This window comes from Rhizobium croatiense, assembly GCF_019793465.1.
Taxonomy (GTDB): Bacteria; Pseudomonadota; Alphaproteobacteria; order Rhizobiales; family Rhizobiaceae; genus Rhizobium; species Rhizobium croatiense.
Genome location: NZ_JAILYJ010000008.1, coordinates 105321 through 131553, shown reverse-complemented (window position 1 = coordinate 131553; position 26233 = coordinate 105321). Strand labels below are relative to the sequence as shown.

The window sequence follows — 26233 nt, the reverse complement described above, 5'->3', positions numbered from 1 at the left end:
CAGCCCAAGGACTTGGGCTGGCTGGATCTCTGTGACATCGGTCGGGTCAAGCCCGAGGAAGAGATGAGGGACGAGAGGTTTTTTCCGCCCTCGTCTGACGTACGTACCGCAATTTCCTTCTGAAGGAGCCGCCCATGATCCGCAATCCCATCCTGCCGGGGTTCAACCCCGATCCGTCGATCTGCCGCGTCGGCGCGGATTATTATATCGCCACTTCCACCTTCGAATGGTATCCCGGCGTGCAGATCCATCATTCGCTCGATCTGGTGAACTGGACGCTGGTGCGCCGGCCCCTGGAGCGCGCCTCGCAGCTCGACATGCGCGGCAATCCCGACAGCTGCGGCATCTGGGCGCCGTGCCTTTCTTATGCCGACGGGCAATTCTGGCTCGTCTATACCGACGTCAAGCGCTTCGACGGCAATTTCAAGGATGCGCATAATTACATCGTTACCGCGCCCTCGATCGAGGCCGAATGGTCCGATCCCGTCTATGTCAATTCCTCAGGCTTCGATCCCTCGCTCTTCCACGACGATGACGGCCGCAAATGGTTCGTCAACATGCAATGGAACCACCGCACCGAAAGCTTTGGCGGCTCGCCGAAATCGCCGGCCTTCGACGGCATCCTGCTGCAGGAATGGGACCTGGTTGCGAAGGCGCTGAAGGGGCCGATCAAGAACATTTTTGCCGGCAGCCCGCTCGGACTTGTCGAAGGCCCGCATCTCTTCAAGAAGAACGGCTGGTATTATCTGACGACCGCCGAGGGTGGCACCGGCTACGACCACGCCGTCACGATGGCGCGCTCGCGCCGCATCGAAGGGCCTTATGAGATGCATCCGAACATGCATCTCATCACCTCCAAGGATCATCCCGGCGCGGTGCTGCAACGGGCAGGGCATGGCCAATACGTCGAGACGCCGGACGGTCAAGCCTATCACACCCATCTCTGCGGCCGGCCGCTGCCGCCGAAGCGGCGCTGCACGCTGGGGCGCGAAACGAGTCTGCAGAAATGCGTCTGGCGCGAAGACGACTGGCTCTACCTGGAAAACGGAACTTGCGTGCCTGATGTCGATGTGCCGGGCCTCTTCGGCGCGGTGACGGTGGAAAAGCCGATGCGCACCGAATACAGTTTCGACGGGGGCAAACTTCCCGCAGATTTCCAGTGGCTTCGCACGCCCGAGCCGCAGCGTATCTTCAACCTGACGGATCGTCCGGGTCATCTCCGGTTGATCGGGCGCGAAAGCATCGGTTCCTGGTTCGAGCAGGCATTGGTCGCCCGCCGGCAGGAGCATCACAGCTTCCGCGCCGAGACGGTGATCGAGTTTTCGCCCGACACCTATCAGCAGGTCGCGGGGCTCACACATTATTATAACCGCCACAAGTTCCACGCACTCGCCGTCACGCTGCACGAAACACTCGGCCGCTGCGTCACCATCCTTTCCTGCAATGGCGACTATCCGAACGGACGCCTGAGCTTTCCGGCTGAAGGCGGGGTGGCGATCGCCGCCGATGGCCGCGTCCAGCTGGCCATGGAAATTCGCGAGAACGACCTGCAGTTCTTCTGGCAGACCGAAGGCAAGGGCGCCTGGCAGCCGATCGGCCCGGTGCTGGACGCCGGGATGATCTCCGACGAGGGTGGACGCGGCGAACACGGCTCCTTCACCGGCGCGTTCGCCGGCCTGTTTGCCTTCGATACGTCGGGACGGGGGAAGCTCGCGGATTTTGATTGGTTTAATTACGAGGAATTGTGACGGCAGCCTCCGCTGCTCGGAACCCAGAAAAAGGAAGCCGGCGCAGAGGCCGGCTGAGACGAACGCGGCTGGACAGGGGATACTCGCCGGTTCCAAACACTTCGTGACTGAACAATAACTTTCTCTACAAGCCGAGGCAGCGGTAAAGGGCGCAACGAGAACGCCGAAGGACGGCTCCGCGAAGGGATGGGCGGCGGGGCGGATGCCGGTGCTTGCCTCGGCTCTCTTATCGGGCATCAAGATCACCGGATGATGACATTCCAAACCGGCCGTTACCTTTCTTTTCACAGGCTTGATCGTTGCGGTGATAGCCGAAAAGCCGGCATCTTGGTCATGTCGCCAGTGAGTGACTCCGTCGTCGTCAGTGACGGTGTTGGCGCTGAGTGAATGCAGTGTTCACGTTCCCGAAGGATGTCAAACCGTCACAGACGAACTATATAGCGGGCCGAAATACTTCGAGAATCCTCAAGAGTTCCGCATGGCCCCCATTATTTCCGTTCAGAACCTGACCAAGACCTATTCCAATGGGTTCGAGGCCCTGAAGGGCATCAACCTCGACGTGGAGAAGGGCGAGATCCTGGCGCTGCTCGGACCGAACGGCGCCGGCAAGACGACCCTGATCTCGATCATCTGCGGCATTGCCAATCCGAGCGGCGGGCAGGTGTTGGTCGCCGGTCACGACGTTGTCAAGGATTTCCGCGCCACGCGTTCCATGATCGGGCTTGTGCCGCAGGAACTGACGACCGATCAGTTCGAGACAGTGTTCAATACGGTGAGCTTTTCCCGTGGGCTGCATGGCAAGAAGGCCAACCCCGCTCATATCGAGAAGGTGCTGCGGGCGCTCTCGCTCTGGGACAAGAAGGACAACATGCTGCGCCAGCTCTCCGGCGGTATGAAGCGGCGTGTGCTGATCGCCAAGGCGCTCTCCCATGAGCCGGAGATTCTTTTCCTCGACGAGCCGACCGCCGGCGTCGACGTGACGCTGCGCAAGGATATGTGGAATGTCGTCGAGCAGCTGCGGGCTTCCGGTGTCACCATCATCCTGACAACGCATTACATCGAAGAGGCCGAGGAGATCGCCGACCGGGTCGGCGTCATCAATGGCGGGCAATTGCTGCTCGTCGAGGACAAGGCGGCGCTGATGGCCAAGCTTGGCCGCAAGCAGCTCATCCTCGATCTCACCGAACCGCTGAGCCGACTGCCGGACTGTTTTGCCGGCAACGGATTGACGCTGGAAGCCGATGGCTGCCGGCTGACCTATGATTTCGATGCCGATAATGAGCAGGAGAGCATTGCGACTCTGCTCACCCGGCTGGCCGAGAACAATATCCATTTCAAGGATCTCTCGACGCGGCAGAGTTCGCTCGAAGATATCTTCGTGGCGCTGGTGGGAGCGGCAAAATGAATGTCGAGGCAATCAAATCGATCTATTTCTTCGAGATGGCGCGCACGCGCCGCACCCTGCTGCAGAGCGTCATCTCGCCGGTGATTTCGACATCGCTCTATTTCATCGTCTTCGGCGCGGCGATCGGCTCGCGCATACAGGAAGTGGAGGGGGTATCCTACGGCGCCTTCATCACACCCGGCCTGATCATGCTGACGCTGCTCGGCCAGTGCATCAGCAACGGCTCCTTCGGCATCTATTTCCCGAAATTTACCGGCACGATCTACGAGGTGCTCTCGGCGCCGGTGGCTATGACGGAAATCCTGCTCGGTTATGTCGGGGCGGCGGCGACCAAGGGGATGATCATCGGTTTCATTATCCTGCTGACCGCCAATCTCTTTGTCGACGTCAGGATCGAGCATCCCTTCATGATGATCCTGTTCTTCCTGCTGACGGCCGTCACCTTCAGCCTGTTCGGCTTCATGATCGGCATCTGGGCCGGCAATTTCGAACAGCTGAACCTTATTCCGATGCTGGTGGTGCCGCCGCTGACCTTCCTCGGTGGCAGCTTTTACTCGGTCAACATGCTGCCGCCTTTCTGGCAGGCGGTCAGCCACTTCAATCCGGTACTCTATCTCGTCAGCGGCTTCCGCTGGAGTTTCTACGGGATCGCCGACGTCAATCCCATCATCAGCCTGGCGATGATCACGGTGTTCCTGGCGATCTGCCTCGGCACACTCGGCTGGATCTTCAAGACCGGCTACCGGCTGCGCAACTGATCGCTGACCGCGCGTCATCGGAAACTCCGATGACGCTATCGATTTCTTCCGTTTTTCTTCCGCTGCGGTCCAGGGCATCTGCTTTCTCATTCAAATGGAGATGCGAGATGACTGCTATCAGGATTGAAGGTGCGAAGGTGTTGATCGTCGGCGGCAGTTCCGGCATGGGACTGGCGCTTGCCAGACACCTGCTCGCGGAGGGAGCGTCGGTGACGATTGCGGGGCGCAGCCGGGAGAGGCTCGCGGCAGCCCGCCGCCACCTCGGCGACCATCCGAAACTTGCGACACGTGCGGTCGACATAGCCCGGGAGGAGGAGGTCGCAGCCCTGTTTCAGGACGGCGAACCGCTGGATCATATTGTCAGCACGGCGGCCGATATCGAAGGCGCCTATCAGCTCCTGCCGTCAATCGAGCTTGCGGCGGCCCAGCGGGTGGTCGAAAGCAAGTTCTACGGGCCGCTGCTGCTGGCGAAGCATGGCGCCGCCCATCTGCCGCCGGCGGGTTCCATTACCTATACCTCAGGGGTCGCCGCCTATCGACCGGCAGCGCGTGGATCGGTGGTCGCAGCCGTCAACGCGGCGCTCGAAGGCCTGGTGAGAGCACTTGCCGTCGAGTTGGCTCCGATCCGCATCAATGCCGTATCGCCCGGATGGGTCGATACGCCGATCTGGGGCTTTGTCGCCGGCGACGCCAAACAAGCGACACTGGACGCGATGGCGGAGCGCCTGCCGGCAGGCCGGGTCGGGCAGCCAGAGGATATTGCCGACGCGATCCGCTTTCTCATCGGCAACGGCTTCACGACAGGCACGATCCTGCATGTCGAAGGTGGACATCGGCTGGTTTAACCGGCGAGAGATTTTCGCTTGCTGACTGCAGGATGAGGGCGAGTGCCGGCGGCTGAACGCGCCGACGCCGCCACGTCATCACCAGCGAAGCGGCTGGCGGTTTGCCAGGCCACGACAATTCGACGATATCGGTACGCGCCGGAGACAGTCCGATCGCGAGGCGCGGGACAAGCCCATAGCCGGTGCCGGATGCAACGAGGCGAATGATCGTCGCAATACTGTCTGCTTCCGTCGCAATGGGCGGCGGCGTCACGCCCGCTTCCGCAAAGGCGGTATCGAACAGATGGCGATAGACGCAGCCGGCTTCAGTCGCAACAAAGTGGGCGGTACTCAGCGCCGCCAGGCTCTCAAATGAGGATGGCTGCGCGTTGCGGCCTGCGATCAACACCAGCGGTTCGCTGCAGATATGGCGCGTCGCGAACCGCTCGTCCTGATGGCCGCGATCGAAAGTGAAGGCGACGTCGATCGAGCCGTGCTGCAATTGCGCATGCAAATCGCCACTGCCGCCAACCTTGAGTTTGAGAGCAAGGCCGGGGTTTTGCCTGCCGAAGAGGGAGAGCCAGGGCGCCAGCCTTTCAGCGGCGATGGTTTCGAGCGTGCCCAATATGACTGATTGTTCGGCGTTGCCGGCGGCCAAGCGGACCGCGTCCTTCGCCTCGCCATTCAGCGCCAAGATCTCTTCCGCATAGGCCTTCAAAGCTGCCCCTGCCGGCGTGGGGACGACACCTTGCCGGGATCGGACAAAGAGCTCGGCTCCCAATTCCTCCTCCAGCGTCTGTATCTGGTCGCTGAGACTCGATTGAGCGAGATTGACTTCGGCAGCAGCGCGCGTGAGGTTTCCGTGGCGGATGACCGCAAGGAATGTCTTCAGTTGTCGTGGAGTCATGTCAGGTTCCGGCATTGCGCAGGCGCAGAATATCAACAAAGAGGACCGGGCGGCAATGAGGCAGCGTTTGGCTGGGAAGCGCCGCAATTTTAACACGGAAAATGTCCAGCGTTGCTGTCATCGGTCGCGGGGGCAAGGGGATGATCATCAGCAGCGTGTTTGAATTCTTCGCGATCGCCACGCTCCTCTGCTTAAACCCAAAAGAAATCAGGTCGCACGAGGCCGCAGCGCCCGTCAAAGTTACTTATGCCGTGGTCATGGGGCAAAACGAACCGATCTCTGCTGAGGTGTCATGCGTCCCGGAGGTTGCTTGCGAGCTTGTCGACCATGCCGATTCCGCCGTCCATCTCGCGATTACGGTGTATTCGGGCTTGAAGGGGGGTGAACTGCGCATCTATTGCAGGTCTGATCCCTGTTCCTTCAAGGGTTCGCGATCGCGCATCGATTTTTCCAGCCGGCGAGTTACGGCCGACATCTTTTTAGGCGAGTCTGACTTCGGTATTGCGGTTCCGCTGGTTGTAAGGCAGCGACCTATTATCGGCGAAGTCCTTGTCTCCTATTGATTGTCTTATCTTGCGCATTTCCCCTCAGGCGCTGCTGACGAGGAGAGCGCCTGAGAGAATGAGGAGGGTGCCAGCGGCCAGCTTGACTGTGTTGAGCTCTGAGGCCTCACCGAGGAAAAGGGCGCCGATTGCCAGCGTCACCAGCACGTTGCAGCTCCAGATCGGCGCGAGTTTCGAGACAGGGACGCCGTAAGCGAAGAGCGCGAAGCTGATGAGGCCGGTGCCGAAAGCGAAGCAGGCGCCGGCGGTGGCGGCAAAACCAAGACCTGCGGCGGTCCAGGGGGCAGGGCGCCAGATCAGCGCGGCAATCAGGCCGGCGAGAGCACAGGCGGCGCCGAAGGCGATCAGATAGACGGCGGAGCCGGTGGCGGACGTGGCGCTCTGCTTCTGGAAGATTGCGGTGATGCCCCAGAAAATGGCGGGCAGAATGCCGCCGATGACGATCGGCCAGAGTGAATTCATCGCGAAACTCCTGTCGCACCCATAGGTCAAGCCTTCGCCCCAGGCGAAGGCCGATCGAACATGCGGGGTGCCACCAGACTAGGAGTTTCTTGTTGCTCTTTGTGGTCTTGTTGTTTTGCGAGCGAATGTGACAGATCCGGCAGCTACCGTAAAGCCGCATCGCGCCATTGGCCGCACGGGTTCTCCGGCGTGCATTTCCAACGGGCGGTGAAACCTCACGTTGACGGGACGGAAATATTGGTGTAGCCATAGCGGTCATGAAGATCGCAATGGTTCTTGTCGTGGTGATAAAGCGCATGGGCAGGATGGTGTAACCATCCGGCGATCAGCCCCATGCGCGGTAAATCAAGCTCCTGACGGGGCTTTTTTTGTGCCCTGAATTGCGCCTCGCCTCGTCAGACTCTCCAGAAATCTCGCTGACAAGACGGGCAGGACCATGACACGCGATAACTTTGTTCAGACTTCCGGCAGCCGGCTGACCGAAAAAACGGCCACGGCATCGACAGCAGCGCCCCGACGCACGACCCTCCTGCTGCTGACGGCGCTTTCGGTGTTGCCGGTCAACATATTTCTGCCGGCGCTGCCGAACATCGCAGCCACGTTTCAGGCCGATTTCGCCCTCGTCAATCTTTCGATTGCGGGCTATGCCATCATCAACGCCCTGACGGAAATTGTCGCCGGCGCGATGTCGGATCGCTACGGGCGCCGGCCGGTCGCGCTGATCGCCGTTTCGATTTTCATCGTTGCTTCGATCGGCTGCGCGCTCGCTCCCAATATCGGCATTTTCCTGTTGTTTCGCGTGATGCAAGCGTCGATCGCGGCCTGTTTCTGCGTCGCTCTTGTCGTCATCAAGGAGACGGCGGGCGAGGGCCAGGCTGCCAACAGGATCGGCTACGCCGCCATGGGTTGGGCAATCGCGCCGATGCTCGGTCCGAGTTTCGGCGGCGTTCTGGACGAGGCGTTCGGATGGCGGGCGATCTTCGTTGCTCTCGCGCTGCTTGGCGCAGCCATCCTTGCGATTTCCATGCGCGAGCTGAAGGAGACCGCCAGACATGCGTCGAGACCGAGAGGCAATTACCTTGCCTCCTATCGGCAGCTCCTGGGTTCGCCGCGGTTCTGGGCGTATACGCTGTGCATGGCCTGTTCCACCGGCACTCTTTATATCTTTCTCGGAGGGGCATCTTTGGCCGTCGGTTCACTGCTCGGCGGATCGAGCGCGAAGCTGGGCTTCTTCATGGGAATGGTTCCCGCAGGGTTCATTCTGGGCAGCTATCTCGCTACCCGATTGGCGGGAAAATCGCTTAGCATCACGCTCGTTATTGCGCGCGTAACCACCTGCATGGGTCTGCTGCTAGGGCTGACCCTGTCGATGTCGGGCGTCACACATATCCTGGCGTTTTTCGGACCCTGCATGTTCATCGGTATCGGCAATGGCTTGACCTTTCCCGCCGCCAATCTGGGGGTGATGTCGGTTCGTGCCCATCTCGCCGGCACCGCTGCCGGCCTCGCCGCTGCCATGTCGATCGCCGGCGGAGCGCTGATCGCTTCGATCGCCGGACTGTTTCTCCGGGAGGCCGGCGCGATTCCGACGCTGTTCGCGATGTTGCTGACATCGGCGTCCCTTGCTTTGTCGGCAGCGCTTTTCGCAGCTTTTGTCAACATTCCTCATCGAGAGCGTGCACAAAGCGGATCGGGGATAAATTAAATCCGCCGGTTCAATCCCGCAGGCGCAATTCGTCGGTCTGCATCTGCATGGAGCCCAGCGTTTCCAGGAAGCTCATGCCGAGCAGGCTCTGGTCGAGTCGACCGTCCTCGGCGACGCTTGCGGCGACGTTGTTGCGGACGATCGGACCGATCGCCACCTGGTCGAGCGTGATCGGGGCTGCGCGGCTGCGGCCGTTGGCGGTCATGACCGTCATCGAGTAGGTGAGGCCGGTGAGATCGATGCCGATGCGTTCGGCATCCTCGTGCGAGAGCGCCACCATGCTGGAGCCGGTGTCGACAAGCATCTCGACCGTTCGGCCATTGACATTGACGTCGGCTTCGAAATGGCCGTTCAACAGTTTGTGCAGGATGATTTCCTCGCCCCCCTCGCTCGTCGTGACGACGACGGCACGGCCGGGAACGAGGCCGGCGAGCAGGCGGTTGCCGACTCCGAGTGCTTCCTGGCGGTAGAGATAGACGGTGATGAGCGCCAGGATGATCACCAGCCAGATCATCATCTGGCGCATGGTTTCACCGACGCTGCGCCGGCTTCCCCAGATGCCGGCCGACAGCATCAGCGCGATCGGCAGCAGATAAACGAAGCGGCCGAAATCGTCGCTTTGCAGGCCGAGGATGCGGCTGCCGTCATTGTTGAGGATAAGCACGGCAAGGCCGATGCCGATCACGACGAGGAAGACAGTCAAACGGATCATCAGAGCCGCTCCGGCCGTTCGGCGAAGTTTGTTTTCATGGGGCTCCTCGTGGCAGCGGCTGCGAGCCTCGCCGGCAGCAGCGCCATGATCCCGCCGCGCTCGGCATCGGTATAGGTCATCCAGCCACCAATTTCCTCAAGAGTGCGGCCGCATCCGGCGCAAAAACCGGTGGCTGAAACCATGGAACAGACGTGAATGCAGGGTGTTTGCATGGAGGATATATCGGAGTTTCAAAGAGCCGTGGCAAGGGCGCAAAAAGTGGCGATTTCGCAAATCTGCTGCGTTGCCCCCAGCGTGTCGCCGGTGTGGCCGGCAAGCCGGCGGTGGATGAAGACGGTGAAAGCAAATCCTGCGGCGCCGGTGGCCAGCAGGCTGGCGACGAGCGCCTGCAAGCCGAATGCCGGCCAGATCAGAAGCGTTGCGAGGAGACCGGCCGAAACGAGCGCAAAATGCATCGACGCCTCATCCGGCTGACCGTTGGAGGCCGCCACGCCATCGGCCTTTGCCGGCGGCAGCCGCTGCCAATGCCAGACGATCGCGCCGCGGCTCAGCGCCGCGACGGCGGGAATGGCAAGCACTGCTGCGAGCAGCGAGGAATGGCGGACAATGGCGGCAAGCGCTGCTGCGCGGATCGCGAAGGAGAGAATGAGTACGATTGCGCCATAGGCGCCGATCCGGCTGTCCTTCATGATGCTGAGGCTCTGTTCGCGGCTCTTGCCGCCGCCGATGCCGTCGGCCGTATCGGCCAAACCATCTTCGTGCAGCGCGCCGGTGACAAGAGCCTGAACGGCAAGTGCGACCAGTGCGGCCACCAGTGGATCTGCGCGCAGGCCTAGAAGAAGGAGGAGGGCAAGGGCTGGGACAAAGCCGATGAGAAGGCCGGCGAAGGGAAAGGCGCGCACCAGGCGGCCGAGCCTGCCGTCATAGCCGTTGAACAGCGCTGGCGGCATGGGAACGCGGCTGAGGAAGGCGACGGCGCGGGCGGTATCGACCGCATAATCCTTGATCTTCATTCTGTTTCGTTCTGCCGGAGGCCCGGCTTATGGTCGCGGCGGCGCTTTTGGTGTTGTTCGCTTCGTTCGCCGGCTTTAAGAGAGAGCCACCGCAAAGAAGCTGATTTGCGTGGAAAAAACAAGAATAGCCGATTCATAGGAATACCGCACAGATGAGCGTTTCAGGCCTGCCGTTCGACGATTTCCGTACCCTGCTCCGCGACCTGCCGGGGCCGGATGCCCGCGCGCTGGTGGCCGCACGCGAACGCGACGCGCAGCTGACCAAGCCGCCGGGTGCGCTCGGACGGCTCGAGGAAATCGCCTTCTGGCTCGCCGCCTGGACCGGCCGCCCACCCGCCGTCAACCGGCCGCTGGTGGCAATCTTCGCCGGCAATCACGGCGTCACCAGGCACGGCATCACGCCGTTTCCGCCGGCCGTGACGCAGCAGATGGTCGAGAATTTCGCAGCCGGCGGTGCGGCGATCAATCAGATTTGCGTCGCTTATGATCTCGGCCTGAAAGTCTTCGACCTGGCACTCGACTATCCCACAGGCGACATTACCGAGGAGGCGGCGCTTTCCGAGCGTGACTGCGCCGCGACCATGGCTTTCGGCATGGAAGCGATCGCCGGCGGCACCGATCTGCTGTGCATCGGCGAGATGGGCATCGGCAATACGACGATCGCGGCTGCGATCAACTATGCCCTCTATGGCGGTTCGGCGCGGGACTGGGTGGGACCCGGCACCGGCTCTGAAGGCGAGATGCTGGAGCGCAAGATTACGGCGGTCGAAAAGGCAGTGGCGCTGCATAGCGACCATCTCGACGATCCGCTCGAGATCATGCGGCGGCTCGGCGGGCGCGAGATTGCGGCGATGGCCGGCGCCATTCTTGCCGCCCGCATGGAGCGCATTCCGGTGCTGATCGACGGTTATGTCGCGACTGCCGCGGCGGCGATCCTTAAAGCCGCAAACCCTACCGCGCTCGATCACTGCCTGATCGGCCATGTCTCGGCCGAACCCGGGCATTTGCGCTCGATCGAGATGCTTGGCAAGACGCCGCTTCTGGCGCTCGGCATGCGGCTCGGCGAAGGCACCGGTGCGGCGCTGGCCGCCGGCATCGTCAAGGCGGCCGCCGCCTGTCATTCCGGGATGGCAACCTTTGCCCAGGCCGGCGTGAGCGGCAAGGCCTGAGGCTGCGGCCGGCAGCACCGGTGATCCGGGCTCCGGTTCGCTTGCGCCGCCGAGGTGGAATGGGTATCTGCGTATTTGCCCGCCAAAGGGAGATGGCAAAGTCCGTCCCCGGTCTGGGGCGCAACGGGAAGAGGAGAGGGCGTCTTGACCAAGCCTGCGGTGACGAAAGAGACCGGCTTTCGGCATTTCATCGCCGCCGCCAGCTACTCCTGGGCGGGCTTTCTGCGTGTGCTGAAAGAGGCAGCCTTCCGCCAGGAACTTGGGTTCTTCGTCCTTTCGATCGCAGCGCTGGCGCTGGTGGGCGCGACGGCCGGCGAGATCGTTGTCGCGGTTCTACTGTTTCTCGGGCTCTTTTCGATGGAGGCGATGAATACCGCCGTCGAAGAGGTGATCGACCGGATTTCACCGGAGATTTCGATCGTCGGCAAACATGCCAAGGATCTCGGTTCCTTCGCGGTGACCTGCATGATCGCCGCGTGCTGCCTTTATCTCGGCTTCGTTATCGGCAAACACCTGTTTTTTGGTTGAATCAGGCAAAGCTCTTGCGCTTGCGCGCAACAGCCTGAGCCTCCTCGACGGCCGGCAGGCTTTGGAGCACGCGCTTGGCGGGCAGGATGGCGATGACCTCCGTACCCTCGCGCAGCTTCGATTTCAGCAGGAACTGTCCGTCATGTTTGGCAAGGATCGCCTGGACGATCGGCAGGCCGAGGCCGGTGCCCTGCTCGGCGCTCTTGATGGCGATCGAGCCCTGGCCGAAGGCCGAGAGGACAACTGGAATCTCTTCCTCCGGAATGCCGGGACCGTTATCCTTGATCGAGATGTACTGGCCGCCGCCGGCCGTCCAGCCGACCTTGACGTGGATTTCGCCCCCCTGCGGCGTGAATTTGACGGCATTGGAGAGAAGATTGAGCACCACCTGGCGCATCGACTTCTCGTCCGCCCAGATGGCCGGCAATTGCCGCTCGAACTGATCCGAAATGGCGATGTTCTTGGCTCGGGCGCGCAGCTGCACCATGCCGATGCAATCCTCGGTGATATCGAGTAGTGAGATCGCCTCTTCGCTCAGTTCGTATTTGCCGGCCTCGATGCGCGACAGGTCGAGGATTTCATTGATCAGATCGAGCAGATGCTGGCCGGAGCGATGAATGTCGCCGGCATATTCCTTGTAGGTCGGATTGGCGAGCGGCCCCATGACTTCGGCCGACATCACCTCGGAAAAGCCGAGAATGGCGTTGAGCGGGGTCCTTAGTTCGTGCGACATGGAGGCAAGGAAGCGGGACTTGGCGAGGTTTGCCTCCTCGGCGCGGCGACGCGCCTCGTCAGACATCGATTTCGCCACTTCCAGCTCGGCGATCAGGTCGTCTTTCTCCGACTGATAGGAGAGGATCCTGAGGTTCGATTTGAACAGCCGGTCGCTGATATAGTTGAAGAAGACCAGGGTGGTCGTGAACAGCCCGGTCAGGCTGATTTCGAGGAGGTCGCGCGACAGGCCGCTCTTGGCGCCGAGCGCCAGAACCGCCGGTGCGAAGGCGACCAGCACGGCAGGCGTCAGCATGAAATTCGACATCGCCGTGACGGAGAGCGCAATCAGCAATGTTGCGCCCTTATAGAGAATGAAGCTCGACGGCTCGCAGGTGTCGCAGCTCTGCAGCGCGAAGACGGCCCAGCAGCAGCCGACCAGGAATTGGCCGGAAAGCAGCAGACGGCGCCATTTGCGGGCGCTCTCGGCGGTAATTTCCTGGCGGCGCGCGCGCCGCGCCAGCAGGATATTGCCGGTGTGGCAGGTGAGCGTCAGCAGCGCCCAGAAGAGCAATCGGGTATCTTGGGTGAAATAAACGCCAAGGCCGGTAATGATGACGACAAAGAGCGGCATGATCGTCGCGCCCTGCAGCATCGACGCGATGTACATCTTGAGTACATCACGATCGAAGGAGGAATTGGACGCATGGCCGGACTGAAGACGTTCGCGCGTCTGCCGCACGGCCTTGGAAACGGCCTTGTTGCGGTGGCTGCGCGACCTGTCGACGATAATCTTGTCGGTCGATGTGCTTACGCCGGTACTCATGTGCACGTTGAAACTTCATCCCAGGGTGGATAAGAGCTTAACCGGCAATTCTTAAGAAGATGTTTGCCATCTTTGCCAAGGATTTGTTTTTTAAGGAGGCGAAAGCGTGACACGGGGCCTGCGCCTGATTCGCGACGGCGTGACCGCTTTTGCCCTGCTGGCGCTCCTGGCGCTGATTGCCGCCAAGGTCAACGATACTGCAGCCATCAAGCATAAGGGCGTCTTTCATGCCGCCGATGGCGACAGTCTGTCTTTGGGTCGGGAACGCTTCCGCCTCGAAGGCATCGATGCACCGGAGCTTAATCAGAGCTGCGAGCGGGCGGGAGCGGTCTGGGCTTGCGGGCGCGCCGCGCGCCAGGCGCTGCAGGAGATGGTGCTGGCATCAGGAACACTTTGCCAGGGCAACCGGCGCGACCGCTATGACAGGCTGCTCGTCGTCTGCCGCAATGGGGCAGGCGGAGACGTCAATGCCGCCATGGTGCGGCGGGGCATGGCCATCTCCTATGGCGGTTACGGCAAGGAGGAGGCCGAAGCGAGGATTGCGAAGGCGGGTATGTGGGCCGGAAGTTTCGAGCGGCCGCGCGATGTGCGCGATCATGCCCGCCAGAATTCCGGTTTCGACACGGCGCTGCGCTTCATCGGGCGGATCGTCGGATGGGAGTAAAGCGATGAGCGACGAAGCCGAGCTGGAAAGTTTGCGACGTGAAATCGCCGCCTGCCGCATCTGTCGCGACGCGCCGGCAAAGGGCGCCGCGCGCCGGTTGCCGCACGAGCCGCGGCCGGTGGCCGTGATTTCTTCGAACGCCCGCATCCTGATCGCCGGGCAGGCGCCCGGACTTCGCGTGCATGAGAGCGGCCTGCCATTCGACGATGCCTCGGGCGACCGGCTGCGATCGTGGCTCGGCGTTGACAGGGCAACATTCTACGACCGCGACCGGTTCGCCATCGTGCCGATGGGCTTCTGCTTTCCCGGCTACGACGACAAGGGGGCGGATCTGCCGCCGCGGCGGGAATGTGCGCCGTTCTGGCGGCAAAAAGTCATTTCGGCGATGCCGCAGATCGAACTGGCGCTGGTCATCGGTCAATATGCACAGGCCTGGCATATGGCCGGCGGGGGGCGAGGCGGTATGACCGAGACGGTGCGGGGGTGGCGCGACAGCCTCATCTCCGGGCGGTCGCCGGCAGTGTTGCCGCTGCCGCATCCGAGCTGGCGCAACAGCGGCTGGCTGAAACGCAATTCCTGGTTCGAGAAAGAACTGCTGCCTGTCTTGCAGGTGCGGACGAAAATGCTGCTTTCCTGAAACAAAATTCTTTTCGTTGGGCGGAATCGAGTTATACAAAGAAAATAATTCGAAAGGACTGACGTGCGCATGGACCGCCTCGACCGAAAAATTCTGCGTCTGCTGCAAGAAGATTCGACGCTTGCCGTTGCCGATCTCGCTAAAAAAGTGGGTCTTTCGACGACGCCTTGCTGGCGGCGCATTCAGAAAATGGAGGAGGACGGCGTCATCAAGCGTCGTGTTGCCATCCTCGATCCCGAGAAAGTCAACACCAAGGTCACCGTTTTCGTGTCGATTCGCACCGCTACCCATTCGATCGAGTGGCTGCGCCGCTTTTCCGAGGTGGTCGCCGAATTCCCCGAAGTGGTCGAATTCTACCGGATGAGCGGTGATGTCGATTATCTCCTGCGAGTCGTCGTGCCCGATATCGCCGCCTACGATGCCTTTTATAAGCGGATGATCGCAAAGATCGAGATTCGCGACGTCTCCTCGGCCTTTGCGATGGAGCAGATCAAGTATTCGACGCAGCTGCCGCTCGACTATATGATTCTCGAGAACGCCAAGTCCAACGAGGATTGAGTCCGAGCGTGCGATCTGCGAGCGCTGGGTTGATAATCAAATATCGAGGCATGGTCTGCTACCGCAGGGGGTATCCTCCTCAAGAAATGAGCTTCGAGCGGCATTCTCACCATCCGTGAGAATGTCCGCAGTGAGGCAGCAAGCAGGGCCAGGAGGGGGTTCTGACTGCAGAAATTTCTCAAAAATAGCGAAAAAGTGCTTGAATCGCGGCGAAATCCTGAAAGAATAAATAGCCTGATAACGATTAAGGGCCTACAGTGCGTACAACCATTGCGCAGCATGTCATCATTTTGACGCATTGGTATCGAATTCAGGACACCATGTTCTAAGCCATCGCCTTGTATGTGTTCATTAGGCGGCGGTAGAGTTTTATGAGCTTCACCACTGCTGTCCGACGAAGATCGGGCGGTGGGGATTTTGATGAAAGAATATAGCGTTTGCGGCTTGCGATGGAGGGGTTCCGTCGCCGGGCCATTTGTGCGTTTTTTTGCTGTAACCAGTTGAAATTGTTGTATAAAAATCACGCTTTCGAGGAAAGTGTCTCGATCGAACCCCTCCCGCGTATATCGAGAATTGCTTGATAACTCCCGGTATGTGATGACGGTTTGGCGGTTCGATCGATCCGCACGCCGAGATGGCTGTTCAAACTGGGCCGGCTTCAAATCGACTACCCGATTGGAAGCCAGCCCCGATCGACAAAGGAATGGATTGGTAAATGAACATCAGAATGGTTTTGCTCGCATCAGCAGCAGCATTTGCTGCATCGACGCCGGTTCTTGCAGCTGACGCTATCGTTGCTGCCGAGCCGGAACCGGTTGAATATGTTCGCGTCTGCGACGCTTACGGCACCGGCTACTTCTACATCCCGGGCACCGAAACCTGCCTCAAGATCGAAGGCTACATCCGTTTCCAGGTTGATGTTGGTGATCAGCCGCTCAACGGTTCGCTCAGCAACGACTCGGATTGGGATGCCCGTACGCGTGGCCAGGTTCAGTTCACGGCCAAGAGCGACACCGAGTATGGTCCGCTGACCGGCGTCATCGTCATGCAGTTCAATGCTGACAACGCTTCGGATCAGGATGCCATCCTCGACTCCGCTTACCTCGACATCGCGGGCTTCCGCGCTGGTCTCTTCTACAGCTGGTGGGACGACGGCCTCTCCGGCGAAACCGACGACATCGGTTCGATCGTAACCCTGCATAACTCGCTCCGTTATCAGTACGAAAGCGGCACCTTCTACGCCGGCATCAGCGTCGACGAACTGGAAGACGGCTTCTACAAGACGGGCGAAGAGCCGAACAACGTTGGCGTTGCCTTCGGCGTTGGCGGCACTGCCGGTGCGTTCAGCTATCAGATCACTGGCGGCTGGGACTTCGACAACGAAGACGGCGCTGTCCGTGCAATGGGTACGGTTGAAATCGGTCCCGGTACGCTCGGCCTCGCTGCCGTATACTCTTCCGGCCCGAACTCCTACTACTCCGCAGCTGAATGGGCTGTCGCTGCCGAATACGCAATCAAGGCAACCGACAAGCTCAAGATCACTCCTGGCGTCCAGTACTACGGTGACTACTACGTCTCCGGCGACGACTTCAGCGATGGCGACGCTTGGAAGGTTGGTCTGACGGTTGATTACCAGATCGTCGACAACTTCTACGCCAAGGCTTCGGTTCAGTACCTCGATCCGGAAGATGCTGACGACTCGACGGCTGGCTACTTCCGCCTGCAGCGTTCGTTCTAATCGACCTAGTGATGCTCCCGGTCTTCGGACCGGGGGCACCCAATCAGTTTCTGATCCGAGTGACCTCCGATCAGCTACGGGGACGGGTCCGGTCTTCCCTGCCGGACCGTCCTTGCAGCGTTTTTGCTCCCATCTTCATGGCAGTCTTTTTCGATCGCCACCGAGGGTAGGCCGACCGGCATGTTGCGTATCGCACGTCGGCATCCTGCCCGCCTCATTGAGGCTTTCCATTTCTTCATCACAAGAGAAATCAAACCGACCGACGGGCATCGGTTTCCTTTGCCGCGGACGGGTCGCGGAAAGAAAATCCAATGCCGACAATGTGATTACAGCTTTTTGGGAGAGAGGATACAACCCTTGCAGCGGGCAGCATTCATTCGTACTCTCGGATAGCTTGTTCTTATGGAAGATCTCAACGACTATTATTATAGCAGGCTGGCAGGCTGGTGCGGGTGCTGCCGGAATGGCAGTCGGAAGAAAGCCAGTTTTATATCGTCTTCACGACGGCCAGGGGCATGCCGCCGGCGGTAAGAGTGCTGATCGATTTTCTGGTCGAAAAATCCAGGCATCATTGACGGGGAGGCGAAAGCCTCGGCCATATAGGGTGCGTTGCCGAAGATCTGGCCGTCGATTTAATCCTGGGGCTTCAGCCGGGGCATGGTGGCGCCCTCAGACGACCGGGCCCTGGGTGGGTGGAGTCCCTGATGACGCGAATGCTGATGATCCTCATTATTGGAGCAATGATTGCTTCCATACTCGGTATCCTGGCGATCAAGCCATTTGATCGCGGCAGCAATAAGAGCGACGCGCCACCACCGGTGATTCAACAACCGGAGCCGAAGTAGTTGACCTCGGCTGACGCCAAGGCCTCGGTAAAACAGAAGCAAACCCAGCTCGTTCCAGCTGGCGCTGGGGCTATAACAACGGAGCCACGTGAAGCGTCCTGTGTGCGCAATTGCAGGACTCTCGCACCAAAGGCACTGGAGCGAGAGTCGAGAGTTGAATGAGCAGATGACCGCCGGCCCGTGGACAGTTTCTGTGGCGCGACGCGGACCGTCAGTGGGCCGTCTGTGAATGTGGACCGCCGCGTTGCGAAATGTCGCTCAGTGCTTTGCCTGTTTCCATGGTCTCGCCCTTCATGGCGAGATCGCCAAGCGAGATGATGCCGACCAGCCGCTTGCTTCGGTTCAGCACCGGCAAGCGCCGCACTTGAAGATCCCCCATGTTGTGAAGGACGTCTTCGATCTCTTCGTCATCGAAGCAGTATTTGACATCGGTACTCATTACGTCGCGGACTTTTGCGTCGGGGCCTTTGCCCTCTGCCACGCCACGAATGGCGATGTCGCGATCGGTGATCATGCCGACCAGACGGTCATTCTCGCCCACCGGGAGAACGCCGGCATCGAGACGTCCCATCATTGAGGCGACATCTCGCAATGTGTGCTCCGGATCGGTGATCTGCACGTCTGTGGTCATGCAATTGCTGACTTTCATGATAACCTCCCTGTGCTGCCCGCGCCTGTCGCTACGGGATAAGAAGAATCAACGCGCGCCGTTGGGAAACGTTCCTGCCAAGACCCGGTCGTCTGATTGCGTGCCGGAGTGCCGTCGTCGAAATCGACTCGACGCGAACCGCTGAGTTTGAAATCTTTGCAGCCGCGTCCGGAACAGACGGCGTCAATGGGCATTAACTGCTCAGGCTGATGAGATTCGCCTTCGACCACCACTCTGCTGATGACTCCCACGATAGCGAACCGAGCAGGTGAACCACATGGCCCTGGGCGTTCGTGGATGGAGGAAGTTATGGCCTACAGAGACATCGTTGTCTATTTGGACGTCGGGGAAGATTGCGCAGCGCGTGTGCGCACGGCCATTGACGTCGCTGTCAAACATCAAGCCAGATTGATCGGGGTCAACGTCAGCACGAAAGAAGCACTGGAGGGGGAGAGCCGCGATCTTGCGCGGGCGATTGAAGCTGAATTCGCCGCCGCAGGTCGGAAAGCTGGCCTCGATTTCCAATATCACGCGGCACGGCCGGAGGCTCATGACGCAGAGCAGCTTTTTTCCCATTGCGCGGATCTTCTGGTAACGACACAGCCGCATCCAGACCGCCGCCATCTTTCCAATTCAGCAGTCCCCAAAGAAGTTCTGGTGACAGCCGGGGTTCCCATGTTGGTCCTTCCAACGGGCTGGACAGGAGAAGACGCAATCGGCGAGCAGGTAGTCATTGCCTGGAATTTCAGCCGCGAGTCAACGAGGGCCGTTCACGACGCAATGCCGATTCTCAAGGCAGCACGCAAGGTTTTTCTGTTCGTCTTCGCGAGCAACTACAGCGACACAAACGCAGACGTTCAAGAGATAAAGCGTCATCTCGAACAGCACGGAGTTCGGGTCACCCTGGAAGGATGGCGGAACAGGGGGGAGACGGATTTCACCAGTGCGTTGTTTGCCGGCCTCGACCGAGAGAGCGCAGATCTGATCGTCTGCGTCGCCTATGGCCACTCGCCGCTTTTCGAAGATATGTTCGGCGGTGCGACGCGTGATCTGCTGAATAACATTTCGATGCCGGTATTAATGTCGCACTAAACGCAGCCTTGCGACCGGCCATCTGCTCGAGAACTCTTTGAGCATGTTCCCGCGCGCTACGCAGTTTGGTGACACCGATTCCGAACCAAGCAGCGCTTCTGGAACCGGAACCTTCAGTGGGGCAGTCGGTTCTTGTCAGTGAAGCTAGAGGAACTGGCTATGCCTAGAAAAATTGCTGCCCCCGCCAAAAGGATCGACCCTAAAGAGCAGCCTGTCCACCGTTCCGACGACCAGGCGGCTCCCGCGGAGTCTGACGATCGCCAACATCCGCCACGAGATACCAGAGAGACGCCGGCACCGAACCCAAACGACAAAGGGCTTCCCGAATAGGCCGTCGGAATAAGGCAGAGACGGAAGACGGTCTCAAGGCGCGCGATCGGTAAGAGCGTCGGCTCCTTCCTGCTCGGCGCAATGCGCACAACAATAAATGATGTCGCCCTGCTCGACACCATGCCCGATGATCCGGACGCCGCAATGCGGGCAGGCCGGAGCGAGTTTCTGAATAGCGCACTCGAAGCTATCGAAGGTGTAGGTTTCATTGCCCAGATTTACTTGGAAGGCCTTGTCGTAATCGTTGCCGCACTGGTCGCATTTGGCCATAACTGAATCCTCCTGCTTATCAACCTCGCGCGCTGCGACAGGTTCCATTTTAGGCTCCGGCTCAAGCCTGGTACCCGACCATGTGGCCGACTGATTAATTGCCGCCGGGCGTGATTCTTGAATCCTGGTTGATTGGCTGCTTTAGCGTCTTGTTTTTGCGCATGTGATTGCCGCAAAACCGCTGCATGCTTTTCCGGGACATGCGCTAGACGCTGCATCGCGCTATTTCAGCCGCGCCATAAGCTTTTCGCCGCTCAGCTCCCTGACCGCATCCCTGCCGATCCAGCGAGAGGTTTTATCCGGACTTTCGGCCAGAAGCTTCGCCAGCCGCAGTGCCGGGCCATGGCAGCCGCGATTGCGTTTGCCGATGCTGCGCAGTGCCCAATTGACAGCCTTGCGAACGAAGTTGCGGGAATCGCCGGAATGAGTCTCGATCAGCGGCAGCCAGGCAAGGATAGCCATATCGCTCTCGTTCTTCCGGTGGACGGCGGCGCCGGCGATCATGGCGAAGGCGGCGCGGCGAACGAACTCGCGCGCGTCGGCGGCGAATTCCGGTATGAGTTCGTCCAGCCGCGCCTCGACGAAGAGATCAGCGGCGCAGTCGACGATCTCCCAGGAATTGAAATCATTGGCCCAGCTTCTGGCCTCTTCCGCGGTCAACCGTTTCGGCTCAGCTGTGCAGAGGGCAAGCAGGCGGGCTTCGCGGATATCGCTTTGCCAGAGCTGCATTGCCCTGATGTGGTCCCGCTTCGCCAATCTGGCGACCGCCCTGATATCGGGATTGGAAATGCCGAGAGCTCGACCGGTTACGATGCCGAATCGCGCCATCCCGGCAACATTCTCCTCCGAGCGCAGCGTTTCGAGATGCGCGATCAGTTCTGCCGGATCGGAGGAGGGGCCGATCATTTCTCGAGACGGGCGAGCAGCGAGGACGTGTCCCAGCGATTGCCGCCCATCGCCTGCACGTCGCCGTAGAACTGATCGACGACGGCTGTGACCGGCAGTTTGGCGCCGTTGCGGCGGGCTTCGGCGAGCACGATGCTCAGATCCTTGCGCATCCAGTCGACTGCGAAACCGAAATCATATTTGCCGGCGTTCATGGTCTTGTGGCGGTTTTCCATCTGCCAGGAGCCTGCCGCACCCTTGGAGATCACCTCGACGACCTTTTCGATATCGAGGCCGGCGCGCTTGCCGAAATGCAGCCCTTCGGCGAGTCCCTGGACGAGGCCGGCGATGCAGATCTGGTTGACCATCTTGGTCAGCTGTCCGGAGCCTGCCGGCCCCATCAGGCCGACCATCCTGGCATAGGCTTCGATGACGGGCCTGGCGCGCTCATAAACGGCTTCGTCGCCGCCGCACATGACGGTCAGGGCACCGTTTTCGGCGCCGGCCTGGCCGCCGGAAACCGGAGCGTCGATAAAGTCGACACCTTTTTGCTTTGCCGCTGCATAAAGTTCGCGAGCGACCTCGGCGCTGGCGGTGGTGTTGTCGATCAGCACCGACCCCGGCTTCATGCCATGCAGAGCGCCGCTCTCGCCTGATGTCACCGATCGGAGATCTTCATCGTTGCCGACGCAGACGAAGACAAAATCGGCCTCCTCCGCCGCCTCGGCCGGGGTAGGGGCGGATTTGCCGGAGAATTTCTCAGCCCAGGCGGCGGCTTTCTCGGCGGTGCGATTGTAGACGGTAACATCGTGGCCGCCCTTGATCTTCAGGTGGCCGGCCATGGGAAAGCCCATGACGCCGAGACCGATGAACGCGACTTTAGCCATATGTCCTATCCTTTTCCTGAGTGAGAGGCCCCGAGGATTAACCGAAACGGCGGGAGCAGAAAAGCCATCAGAAGCGACTTCCCGTCAATTGACGTGAGGCTGGCCGTCGTTCGGTCCAGCCCTAGATTGCAGGAAGGCGCAATATTCCGGGGAACGGTATGAGCGAAACTCCGACGATCAAGCAGCGGCGCAAGGGCCGCTGTGGTATGCAAGCGATGCTCATTCCGTCGCAGCAGATGGTGGCGGAGCAGATCCGATCAGCACCGCAAGGTGTTCACACCGATCTCGGCGCCCTCCTCAGCCGCCTCGCCGCCCAATACGGGGCGGATGCCTGCTGCCCGTGACGGTGCAGCGGCATTTGCGAGCTATCGCCGAACTGTCCTTCGGCGCGCTGGCGACGGGCGAGCCGGTTTCGACGGTGACGCCCTACTGGCGTCTGGTCGATCCCGCGAGCCTGCTTGCGGCGCGTCTTGCTGGTGGCCCCACGTTCATTCGGGAGCGGCTGGAGGCCGAGCGTCCGGAGAGTTCGTGAGGCATGTCTTCAGTCTGGCACGGCGGGCGCTCGATGCTGCCGCAGATATGCCTGTCGCAGCGGTGCGATCGATGTGAGATGTTTCTATGTATAGCTGTAGAGCTATGTAAACTCTCCGTTGCTATACGCCGCAAGCCTCTGGTTATCTTCCATCTTGCCTTCTTATAACCTCACCGTGCTTGCGGCTTGACTCCCATATGCCTCGACAGCTATACGTCAATCCATAGCCTCAGAGGTATGAATCACCAATGCCAGATGCTCACGACGTGCTTTTCAGGACACTTGCCGATCCGACGCGGCGGGCTCTGTTCGAGCGGCTGTGCCGGGAAGGGGAGAAGACGGTCGGGGCTCTGACGGAGCGGGCCGGCGTGTCGCAGCCGGTCGTTTCGAAACATCTTGGAATCCTGAAGCAGGCCGGATTGGTGCGCGACCGCCATGAAGGACGGCAGACGCACTACAGTGCGCAGCTTGGCGCGCTGGCCCCGCTGGTCGACTGGACGAGCGAGATGGCCGGCTTCTGGCAAAGCCGCTTTAACGCTCTCGAAGATTTGCTGAAAAGGATGGATCAATGACCGACACATCGACAGAAACGCGCTCCGTCGTCATCGAGCGGGAAATACCCTATCCCTCGGAAAGGATCTGGCGGGCGCTCACCCAGCCGCACCTGCTTCAGGAATGGCTGATGAAGAGCGACTTCAAGCCCGCCATCGATCATCGTTTCAGTTTCAGCGCGGATTGGGGCTCTGTCGACTGCAAGGTCCTGGAAGTCGACCCGAACAAGACCCTGTCCTATAGCTGGGAAGCCTATGGGCTGGAAAGCGTGGTCACCTGGACACTCACCCCAACCGGCACCGGCACGCATTTGCGGATGGAGCAGTCTGGCTTCCGGCCGGATCAGCGACAGGCTTACGGCGGCGCCAAGAGCGGGTGGACGCAGTTCCTTGCAAAGCTGGAGCAGGTTCTGGCGCGGTCGGAGTGAGATCATCGAAGGGCGGATCGTCCGCCGCCGAAGCTCATTTTCCCGGGATAGGAGGTCCCTTTTGAACGGGAACAACCGGTTTCGGCAAATTCATCGCCGGCTGTCCGTCGCCTTTACCGCGGCTGTCATCGTCAGTACCATCGCCGTGCTGCAGGAGAAATCGACCGCCTGGGTGGGCCTCTTGACACTGCTGCCGCCCTGCCTGTTGATGCTGACCGGTCTTTACCTGTTCCTGCTGCCCTATGCCGCAAGGTGGCGCGGGAAATGGGAGTGAATGCGATGGCCGAGAAGAAATCCAAGACGGCGGCCAAGGTGACGAGCAAGACGACCGCCGAACCGGCCGCGACGCCGAAGCTGCTGTCGGGCGGCAACCCGCAGATCGCCAAAGGCCATGGCGACGCGCCCGTGCAAGCCTATATCGCGGCAATGCCCGGCTGGAAAAGCGAGATCGGTCGTCGTCTCGATGTGATGATCACGACCGCGGTGCCTGGCGTATCCAAGGCAGTCAAATGGAACTCTCCCTTCTATGGCATCGAAGGGCAGGGCTGGTTCCTCGGCGTCCATTGCTTCACGAAATACGTCAAGGTGGCCTTCTTCCGCGGCGCCCTGCTCGATCCTCCGCCGCCGGGCGCGTCCAAGCAGAAAGACGTGCGTTACCTCGACATCCGTGAGAATGACGACATCGATGAATCCCAGCTCACCGCCTGGGTGGAGCAGGCCAGCCGATTGCCCGGAGAGCGGATGTGACCGCAGCGATGTCATTGACGTCAGGGCCGATGAAGAGAGACAATCATGAAGAAAGCGACGGCAAGCATGAAGAAGAGCGGTTCCGGGCAGGAGGAAGAAGCCTCGCCCTCCCAAATGATCGATGCGAGGATCGAGGAGCTCAAGGATTGGCGCGGCGGGACGCTTGCGCGGGTCCGGGCGCTGATCAGGCAGGCCGAGCCTGACGTTGTCGAGGAATGGAAGTGGCGAGGGGTTCCGGTCTGGGAGCGCAGCGGCATCATCTGCACCGGCGAGACCTATAAGAGCGTGGTGAAACTGACCTTTGCCAGGGGTGCCGCGCTGGAGGATCCTTCGGGGCTCTTCAACTCCAGCCTCGAAGGCAACACCCGGCGCGCCATCGATATCCACGAGAGCGACCGGATCGACGAGGAGGCGTTAAAGGCGCTCGTTCGCGCCGCCGCCGCGTTGAACATGTCACCCAAGGCCTCTCGTTCTAAAAAGTGATGCAATATCTGAAGCTTGCTAATGGATCGGGCTTGTCTCGCGCTCGAGAAAGAGTTCGAGATTGTCGAGGCCGATTTCGGTGCCCTGAAGACGGGCGCCGTTGTCGGCATAGCCGTCAAGGAACACCACTTGTTCGGTAAAGACCATCTTTGTCCCGCCGGGTTCGGCTTCGAAGGCGACGGTGGCGAGTGAGACCGAGATGCGGGCTTCGCCGAGCTTCATCTCGTAAGCGTAGATGATCCGCGCATCGGGCACGATGTCGATGTAACGGGCGTCGTAGCCGTGCAGGAGCCCGTCCGTATCGGCGACATAATTCCTCTCCAGTCCGCCGGGGCGGAAATCCAGACCGTATTCCAGCGGCACCCAATCGCCGTGGCAGGCGAACCACTGGCGCTTGGATTCCGGCAGCGACCACGCGCGGAAGACGTGGGCGACGGGCGCCTTCAGGTGGCGTTCGATGACGAGGGTGGCGTGTTCTGCGGATCGTGTCGTCATTCGGGGAGGGTCTCCGGCTCATCGGCGAGAAATTGGTCCAGCCTGTCGAAGGTGGTGGTCCAGCGGGTCTTTCGCTGTTCCACCCAGCGCTCGACGGCGGCAAACGCATTCTGCTGCAGGCGGTAGGTCCGCACCCGGCCGGATTTTTCGGACAATACGAGGCCGCTGTCTTCCAACACCTGCAGGTGTTTCATCACCGTCGGCAGGGCGACGGCGAGTGGCGCCGCCAGCTCGGTGACGGAGGCCGGGCCGCGGCCGAGGTGGTCGATCATGCCCCGGCGGCTGCGGTCGGAAAGCGCGTGGAACATGCGGTCGAGATCCGCCTGGCCGTCGATCATCCCGCTGCATCCCGGAAGCGGGCGGGCAGCCTCTCTTTATAAGGGTAGAACTTGAAATAGGGCCGGGCTTCTTCCAGCGTTCTTGCAAAGGATGGGCGCGCCAGCAGCCGATCGTAATAGGCGCGAAGGTTGGGCTGTTCCGATGAAAACGGGATCAGCGTCTCGGCGTAGAAGAGGGCCGGGGCCGCGGCGCAATCGGCCATGGTGAAATCGTCGCCGGATATCCATTGCTTGCCGGCCAGCTGTTTTTCGATCATCGCGTAGGCGGTGCCGAGTGTCGCCCGCGAGGCGGCCATCTCGATCTCATCCGCCTCGCCCTCGGGTCGGCGACGATTGCTGACCAGCGACTGCATCGGCGCCTGGACGTAGTGGTCGAAGAAGCGGTCCCAGAGGCGGACCTGCAGCGCCCGGTCGATCTCCAGCGGCAGCAGGCGAACGGGGCCGGGATAATATTGTTCGAGATATTCGATGATGATCGAGGTCTCGGGGATGGTGCTGTCGCGGGCCTCGTCGCGCAGCAGCGGCATCTTGCCGATCGGCCAGAACCGGAAGAGATCGGCGCGCGAGTTCTCGTCGGAAAGATCGACGATCCGGTTCTCGAAGGGCATGCCGGTTTCGTAAAGCGCAATCAACACTTTGTGGCAGAAGGAAGCGAGCGGATGCCCATAAAGCACGAGCGACATGGGGCGACCTTTCCAATTCGGAAAAACTTTACCGATCGACTAAGTAACAGCTTGCCCCACATCACGCAACAGATACTTCGCCAATCATAC

Annotated in this window: 32 protein-coding genes and 2 pseudogenes; 21 read left to right on the top strand and 13 right to left on the bottom strand. The window is 60.5% G+C overall.

What is annotated here, in order from left to right; all coding sequences use genetic code 11:
* Nucleotides 1-134: 134 nt before the first annotated feature.
* The 4 genes from K6M89_RS14975 to K6M89_RS14960 all read left to right on the top strand — a co-directional run bounded on the left by K6M89_RS14975 (nt 135) and on the right by K6M89_RS14960 (nt 4756).
* Nucleotides 135-1748 carry a glycoside hydrolase family 43 protein gene (locus K6M89_RS14975; RefSeq protein ID WP_222139964.1) on the top strand — a complete coding sequence of 538 codons (1614 nt, stop codon included), beginning with the start codon at nt 135-137 and terminating at the stop codon, nt 1746-1748.
* Between the two features lie 478 nt (nt 1749-2226).
* Nucleotides 2227-3153 carry an ABC transporter ATP-binding protein gene (locus tag K6M89_RS14970; RefSeq protein WP_222139963.1) on the top strand — a complete coding sequence of 309 codons (927 nt, stop codon included), beginning with the start codon at nt 2227-2229 and terminating at the stop codon, nt 3151-3153.
* Entirely contained in the window at nt 3150-3911 is a 762-nt protein-coding gene (locus K6M89_RS14965) for an ABC transporter permease (protein ID WP_222139962.1), read from the top strand. Before K6M89_RS14970 ends, K6M89_RS14965 begins: the two co-directional genes overlap by 4 nt.
* Nucleotides 3912-4018: 107 nt before the next feature.
* Nucleotides 4019-4756: an SDR family oxidoreductase gene (locus K6M89_RS14960; protein ID WP_222139961.1), complete on the top strand. Its 738-nt coding sequence runs from the start codon at nt 4019-4021 to the stop codon at nt 4754-4756.
* Here the strand turns inward: K6M89_RS14960 and K6M89_RS14955 are convergent.
* Nucleotides 4707-5642 carry a LysR family transcriptional regulator gene (locus tag K6M89_RS14955; protein ID WP_222139960.1) on the bottom strand — a complete coding sequence of 312 codons (936 nt, stop codon included), beginning with the start codon at nt 5640-5642 and terminating at the stop codon, nt 4707-4709. The two genes, K6M89_RS14960 and K6M89_RS14955, sit on opposite strands and share 50 nt — an antisense overlap.
* A 140-nt stretch (nt 5643-5782) precedes the next feature.
* On the opposite strand from K6M89_RS14955, the gene K6M89_RS14950 reads away from it, so the two are divergent.
* Nucleotides 5783-6205 carry a hypothetical protein gene (locus K6M89_RS14950; RefSeq protein WP_222139959.1) on the top strand — a complete coding sequence of 141 codons (423 nt, stop codon included), beginning with the start codon at nt 5783-5785 and terminating at the stop codon, nt 6203-6205.
* A gap of 24 nt (nt 6206-6229) precedes the next feature.
* Here K6M89_RS14950 and K6M89_RS14945 read toward each other — a convergent pair whose 3' ends face one another.
* The gene (locus K6M89_RS14945; RefSeq protein WP_222139958.1) at nt 6230-6667 is read right to left on the bottom strand and encodes a DMT family transporter; all 438 of its coding nucleotides are present in this window, start codon (nt 6665-6667) and stop codon (nt 6230-6232) included.
* Nucleotides 6668-7103: 436 nt separating this feature from the next.
* On the opposite strand from K6M89_RS14945, the gene K6M89_RS14940 reads away from it, so the two are divergent.
* Nucleotides 7104-8372 (top strand): MFS transporter, encoded by a 1269-nt coding sequence (locus tag K6M89_RS14940; RefSeq protein WP_222139957.1) that lies wholly within the window; start codon nt 7104-7106, stop codon nt 8370-8372.
* Nucleotides 8373-8382: 10 nt separating this feature from the next.
* Here K6M89_RS14940 and K6M89_RS14935 read toward each other — a convergent pair whose 3' ends face one another.
* From K6M89_RS14935 to K6M89_RS14925, 3 genes are read right to left on the bottom strand one after another with little or no spacing between them, the layout of a single operon-like run.
* Nucleotides 8383-9084, bottom strand: a complete 702-nt coding sequence (locus K6M89_RS14935; protein WP_222139956.1) for a TIGR02281 family clan AA aspartic protease — start codon at nt 9082-9084, stop codon at nt 8383-8385.
* A complete protein-coding gene (locus K6M89_RS14930; RefSeq protein ID WP_097579770.1) occupies nt 9084-9296 on the bottom strand; it encodes a DUF1289 domain-containing protein in 213 nt (70 codons plus the stop codon). The genes K6M89_RS14935 and K6M89_RS14930 overlap by 1 nt, the downstream gene beginning before the upstream one ends.
* Before the next feature lie 18 nt (nt 9297-9314).
* Complete coding sequence (locus K6M89_RS14925; RefSeq protein WP_222139955.1) at nt 9315-10097, bottom strand: adenosylcobinamide-GDP ribazoletransferase; 783 nt, start codon at nt 10095-10097, stop codon at nt 9315-9317.
* A gap of 152 nt (nt 10098-10249) precedes the next feature.
* Between K6M89_RS14925 and cobT the strand changes: the two genes are divergently transcribed.
* On the top strand, nt 10250-11266 hold the full coding sequence (gene cobT / locus K6M89_RS14920; protein WP_222139954.1) for a nicotinate-nucleotide--dimethylbenzimidazole phosphoribosyltransferase: 1017 nt from the start codon (nt 10250-10252) through the stop codon (nt 11264-11266).
* 144 nt (nt 11267-11410) lie between these two features.
* Nucleotides 11411-11794 carry a diacylglycerol kinase gene (locus tag K6M89_RS14915; RefSeq protein WP_222139953.1) on the top strand — a complete coding sequence of 128 codons (384 nt, stop codon included), beginning with the start codon at nt 11411-11413 and terminating at the stop codon, nt 11792-11794.
* Between the two features lies 1 nt (nt 11795).
* Here K6M89_RS14915 and K6M89_RS14910 read toward each other — a convergent pair whose 3' ends face one another.
* Complete coding sequence (locus tag K6M89_RS14910; RefSeq protein WP_097579774.1) at nt 11796-13331, bottom strand: sensor histidine kinase; 1536 nt, start codon at nt 13329-13331, stop codon at nt 11796-11798.
* 106 nt (nt 13332-13437) lie between these two features.
* Between K6M89_RS14910 and K6M89_RS14905 the strand changes: the two genes are divergently transcribed.
* The 6 genes and pseudogenes from K6M89_RS14905 to K6M89_RS14880 all read left to right on the top strand — a co-directional run bounded on the left by K6M89_RS14905 (nt 13438) and on the right by K6M89_RS14880 (nt 17773).
* Nucleotides 13438-13995, top strand: coding sequence for a thermonuclease family protein (locus K6M89_RS14905; RefSeq protein ID WP_222139952.1), 558 nt, complete (start codon nt 13438-13440; stop codon nt 13993-13995).
* A gap of 4 nt (nt 13996-13999) precedes the next feature.
* Complete coding sequence (locus K6M89_RS14900) at nt 14000-14632, top strand: uracil-DNA glycosylase family protein (RefSeq protein WP_222139951.1); 633 nt, start codon at nt 14000-14002, stop codon at nt 14630-14632.
* Between the two features lie 69 nt (nt 14633-14701).
* Nucleotides 14702-15190, top strand: a complete 489-nt coding sequence (locus K6M89_RS14895; protein ID WP_004678404.1) for an Lrp/AsnC family transcriptional regulator — start codon at nt 14702-14704, stop codon at nt 15188-15190.
* 715 nt (nt 15191-15905) lie between these two features.
* Nucleotides 15906-16928: a porin gene (locus K6M89_RS14890; RefSeq protein ID WP_097579778.1), complete on the top strand. Its 1023-nt coding sequence runs from the start codon at nt 15906-15908 to the stop codon at nt 16926-16928.
* A gap of 431 nt (nt 16929-17359) precedes the next feature.
* Nucleotides 17360-17503, top strand: a pseudogene (locus tag K6M89_RS14885) (LysR substrate-binding domain-containing protein); the annotation flags it as partial.
* 129 nt (nt 17504-17632) lie between these two features.
* On the top strand, nt 17633-17773 hold the full coding sequence (locus K6M89_RS14880; protein WP_170964743.1) for a hypothetical protein: 141 nt from the start codon (nt 17633-17635) through the stop codon (nt 17771-17773).
* Between the two features lie 211 nt (nt 17774-17984).
* Here K6M89_RS14880 and K6M89_RS14875 read toward each other — a convergent pair whose 3' ends face one another.
* Entirely contained in the window at nt 17985-18422 is a 438-nt protein-coding gene (locus K6M89_RS14875) for a CBS domain-containing protein (RefSeq protein ID WP_097579780.1), read from the bottom strand.
* Between the two features lie 309 nt (nt 18423-18731).
* On the opposite strand from K6M89_RS14875, the gene K6M89_RS14870 reads away from it, so the two are divergent.
* Entirely contained in the window at nt 18732-19514 is a 783-nt protein-coding gene (locus K6M89_RS14870) for a putative universal stress family protein (RefSeq protein ID WP_222139950.1), read from the top strand.
* Nucleotides 19515-19877: 363 nt separating this feature from the next.
* On the opposite strand, the gene K6M89_RS14865 is transcribed toward K6M89_RS14870, so the two are convergent.
* The 3 genes from K6M89_RS14865 to K6M89_RS14855 all read right to left on the bottom strand — a co-directional run bounded on the left by K6M89_RS14865 (nt 19878) and on the right by K6M89_RS14855 (nt 21886).
* Nucleotides 19878-20162 carry a metallothionein gene (locus K6M89_RS14865; RefSeq protein ID WP_239792070.1) on the bottom strand — a complete coding sequence of 95 codons (285 nt, stop codon included), beginning with the start codon at nt 20160-20162 and terminating at the stop codon, nt 19878-19880.
* Nucleotides 20163-20336: 174 nt separating this feature from the next.
* A complete protein-coding gene (locus K6M89_RS14860; protein WP_222139949.1) occupies nt 20337-21020 on the bottom strand; it encodes a DNA alkylation repair protein in 684 nt (227 codons plus the stop codon).
* Nucleotides 21017-21886 carry an NAD(P)-dependent oxidoreductase gene (locus tag K6M89_RS14855; protein ID WP_222139948.1) on the bottom strand — a complete coding sequence of 290 codons (870 nt, stop codon included), beginning with the start codon at nt 21884-21886 and terminating at the stop codon, nt 21017-21019. The genes K6M89_RS14860 and K6M89_RS14855 overlap by 4 nt, the downstream gene beginning before the upstream one ends.
* A gap of 158 nt (nt 21887-22044) precedes the next feature.
* On the opposite strand from K6M89_RS14855, the pseudogene K6M89_RS14850 reads away from it, so the two are divergent.
* The 6 genes and pseudogenes from K6M89_RS14850 to K6M89_RS14825 all read left to right on the top strand — a co-directional run bounded on the left by K6M89_RS14850 (nt 22045) and on the right by K6M89_RS14825 (nt 24627).
* Nucleotides 22045-22418: pseudogene (locus K6M89_RS14850) on the top strand (hypothetical protein).
* A 248-nt stretch (nt 22419-22666) separates the two neighbouring features.
* Entirely contained in the window at nt 22667-22990 is a 324-nt protein-coding gene (locus tag K6M89_RS14845) for an ArsR/SmtB family transcription factor (RefSeq protein WP_010034312.1), read from the top strand.
* The gene (locus K6M89_RS14840) at nt 22987-23397 is read left to right on the top strand and encodes an SRPBCC family protein (RefSeq protein ID WP_222139947.1); all 411 of its coding nucleotides are present in this window, start codon (nt 22987-22989) and stop codon (nt 23395-23397) included. The genes K6M89_RS14845 and K6M89_RS14840 overlap by 4 nt, the downstream gene beginning before the upstream one ends.
* Nucleotides 23398-23458: 61 nt before the next feature.
* Nucleotides 23459-23671: a hypothetical protein gene (locus tag K6M89_RS14835; protein WP_222139946.1), complete on the top strand. Its 213-nt coding sequence runs from the start codon at nt 23459-23461 to the stop codon at nt 23669-23671.
* A gap of 5 nt (nt 23672-23676) precedes the next feature.
* Entirely contained in the window at nt 23677-24144 is a 468-nt protein-coding gene (locus K6M89_RS14830; RefSeq protein WP_097579879.1) for a DUF1801 domain-containing protein, read from the top strand.
* Nucleotides 24145-24189: 45 nt separating this feature from the next.
* The gene (locus K6M89_RS14825; protein ID WP_222139945.1) at nt 24190-24627 is read left to right on the top strand and encodes a DUF1801 domain-containing protein; all 438 of its coding nucleotides are present in this window, start codon (nt 24190-24192) and stop codon (nt 24625-24627) included.
* An 18-nt stretch (nt 24628-24645) separates the two neighbouring features.
* Here the strand turns inward: K6M89_RS14825 and K6M89_RS14820 are convergent, their stop codons facing one another.
* The 3 genes from K6M89_RS14820 to K6M89_RS14810 are packed head-to-tail and all read right to left on the bottom strand — an operon-like array spanning nt 24646 to nt 26143.
* Entirely contained in the window at nt 24646-25122 is a 477-nt protein-coding gene (locus tag K6M89_RS14820) for an SRPBCC family protein (RefSeq protein ID WP_222139944.1), read from the bottom strand.
* On the bottom strand, nt 25119-25460 hold the full coding sequence (locus K6M89_RS14815) for an ArsR/SmtB family transcription factor (RefSeq protein ID WP_222139943.1): 342 nt from the start codon (nt 25458-25460) through the stop codon (nt 25119-25121). The genes K6M89_RS14820 and K6M89_RS14815 overlap by 4 nt, the downstream gene beginning before the upstream one ends.
* Nucleotides 25457-26143, bottom strand: coding sequence for a glutathione S-transferase family protein (locus tag K6M89_RS14810; protein WP_222139942.1), 687 nt, complete (start codon nt 26141-26143; stop codon nt 25457-25459). The genes K6M89_RS14815 and K6M89_RS14810 overlap by 4 nt, the downstream gene beginning before the upstream one ends.
* Between the last annotated feature and the right edge of the window lie 90 nt (nt 26144-26233).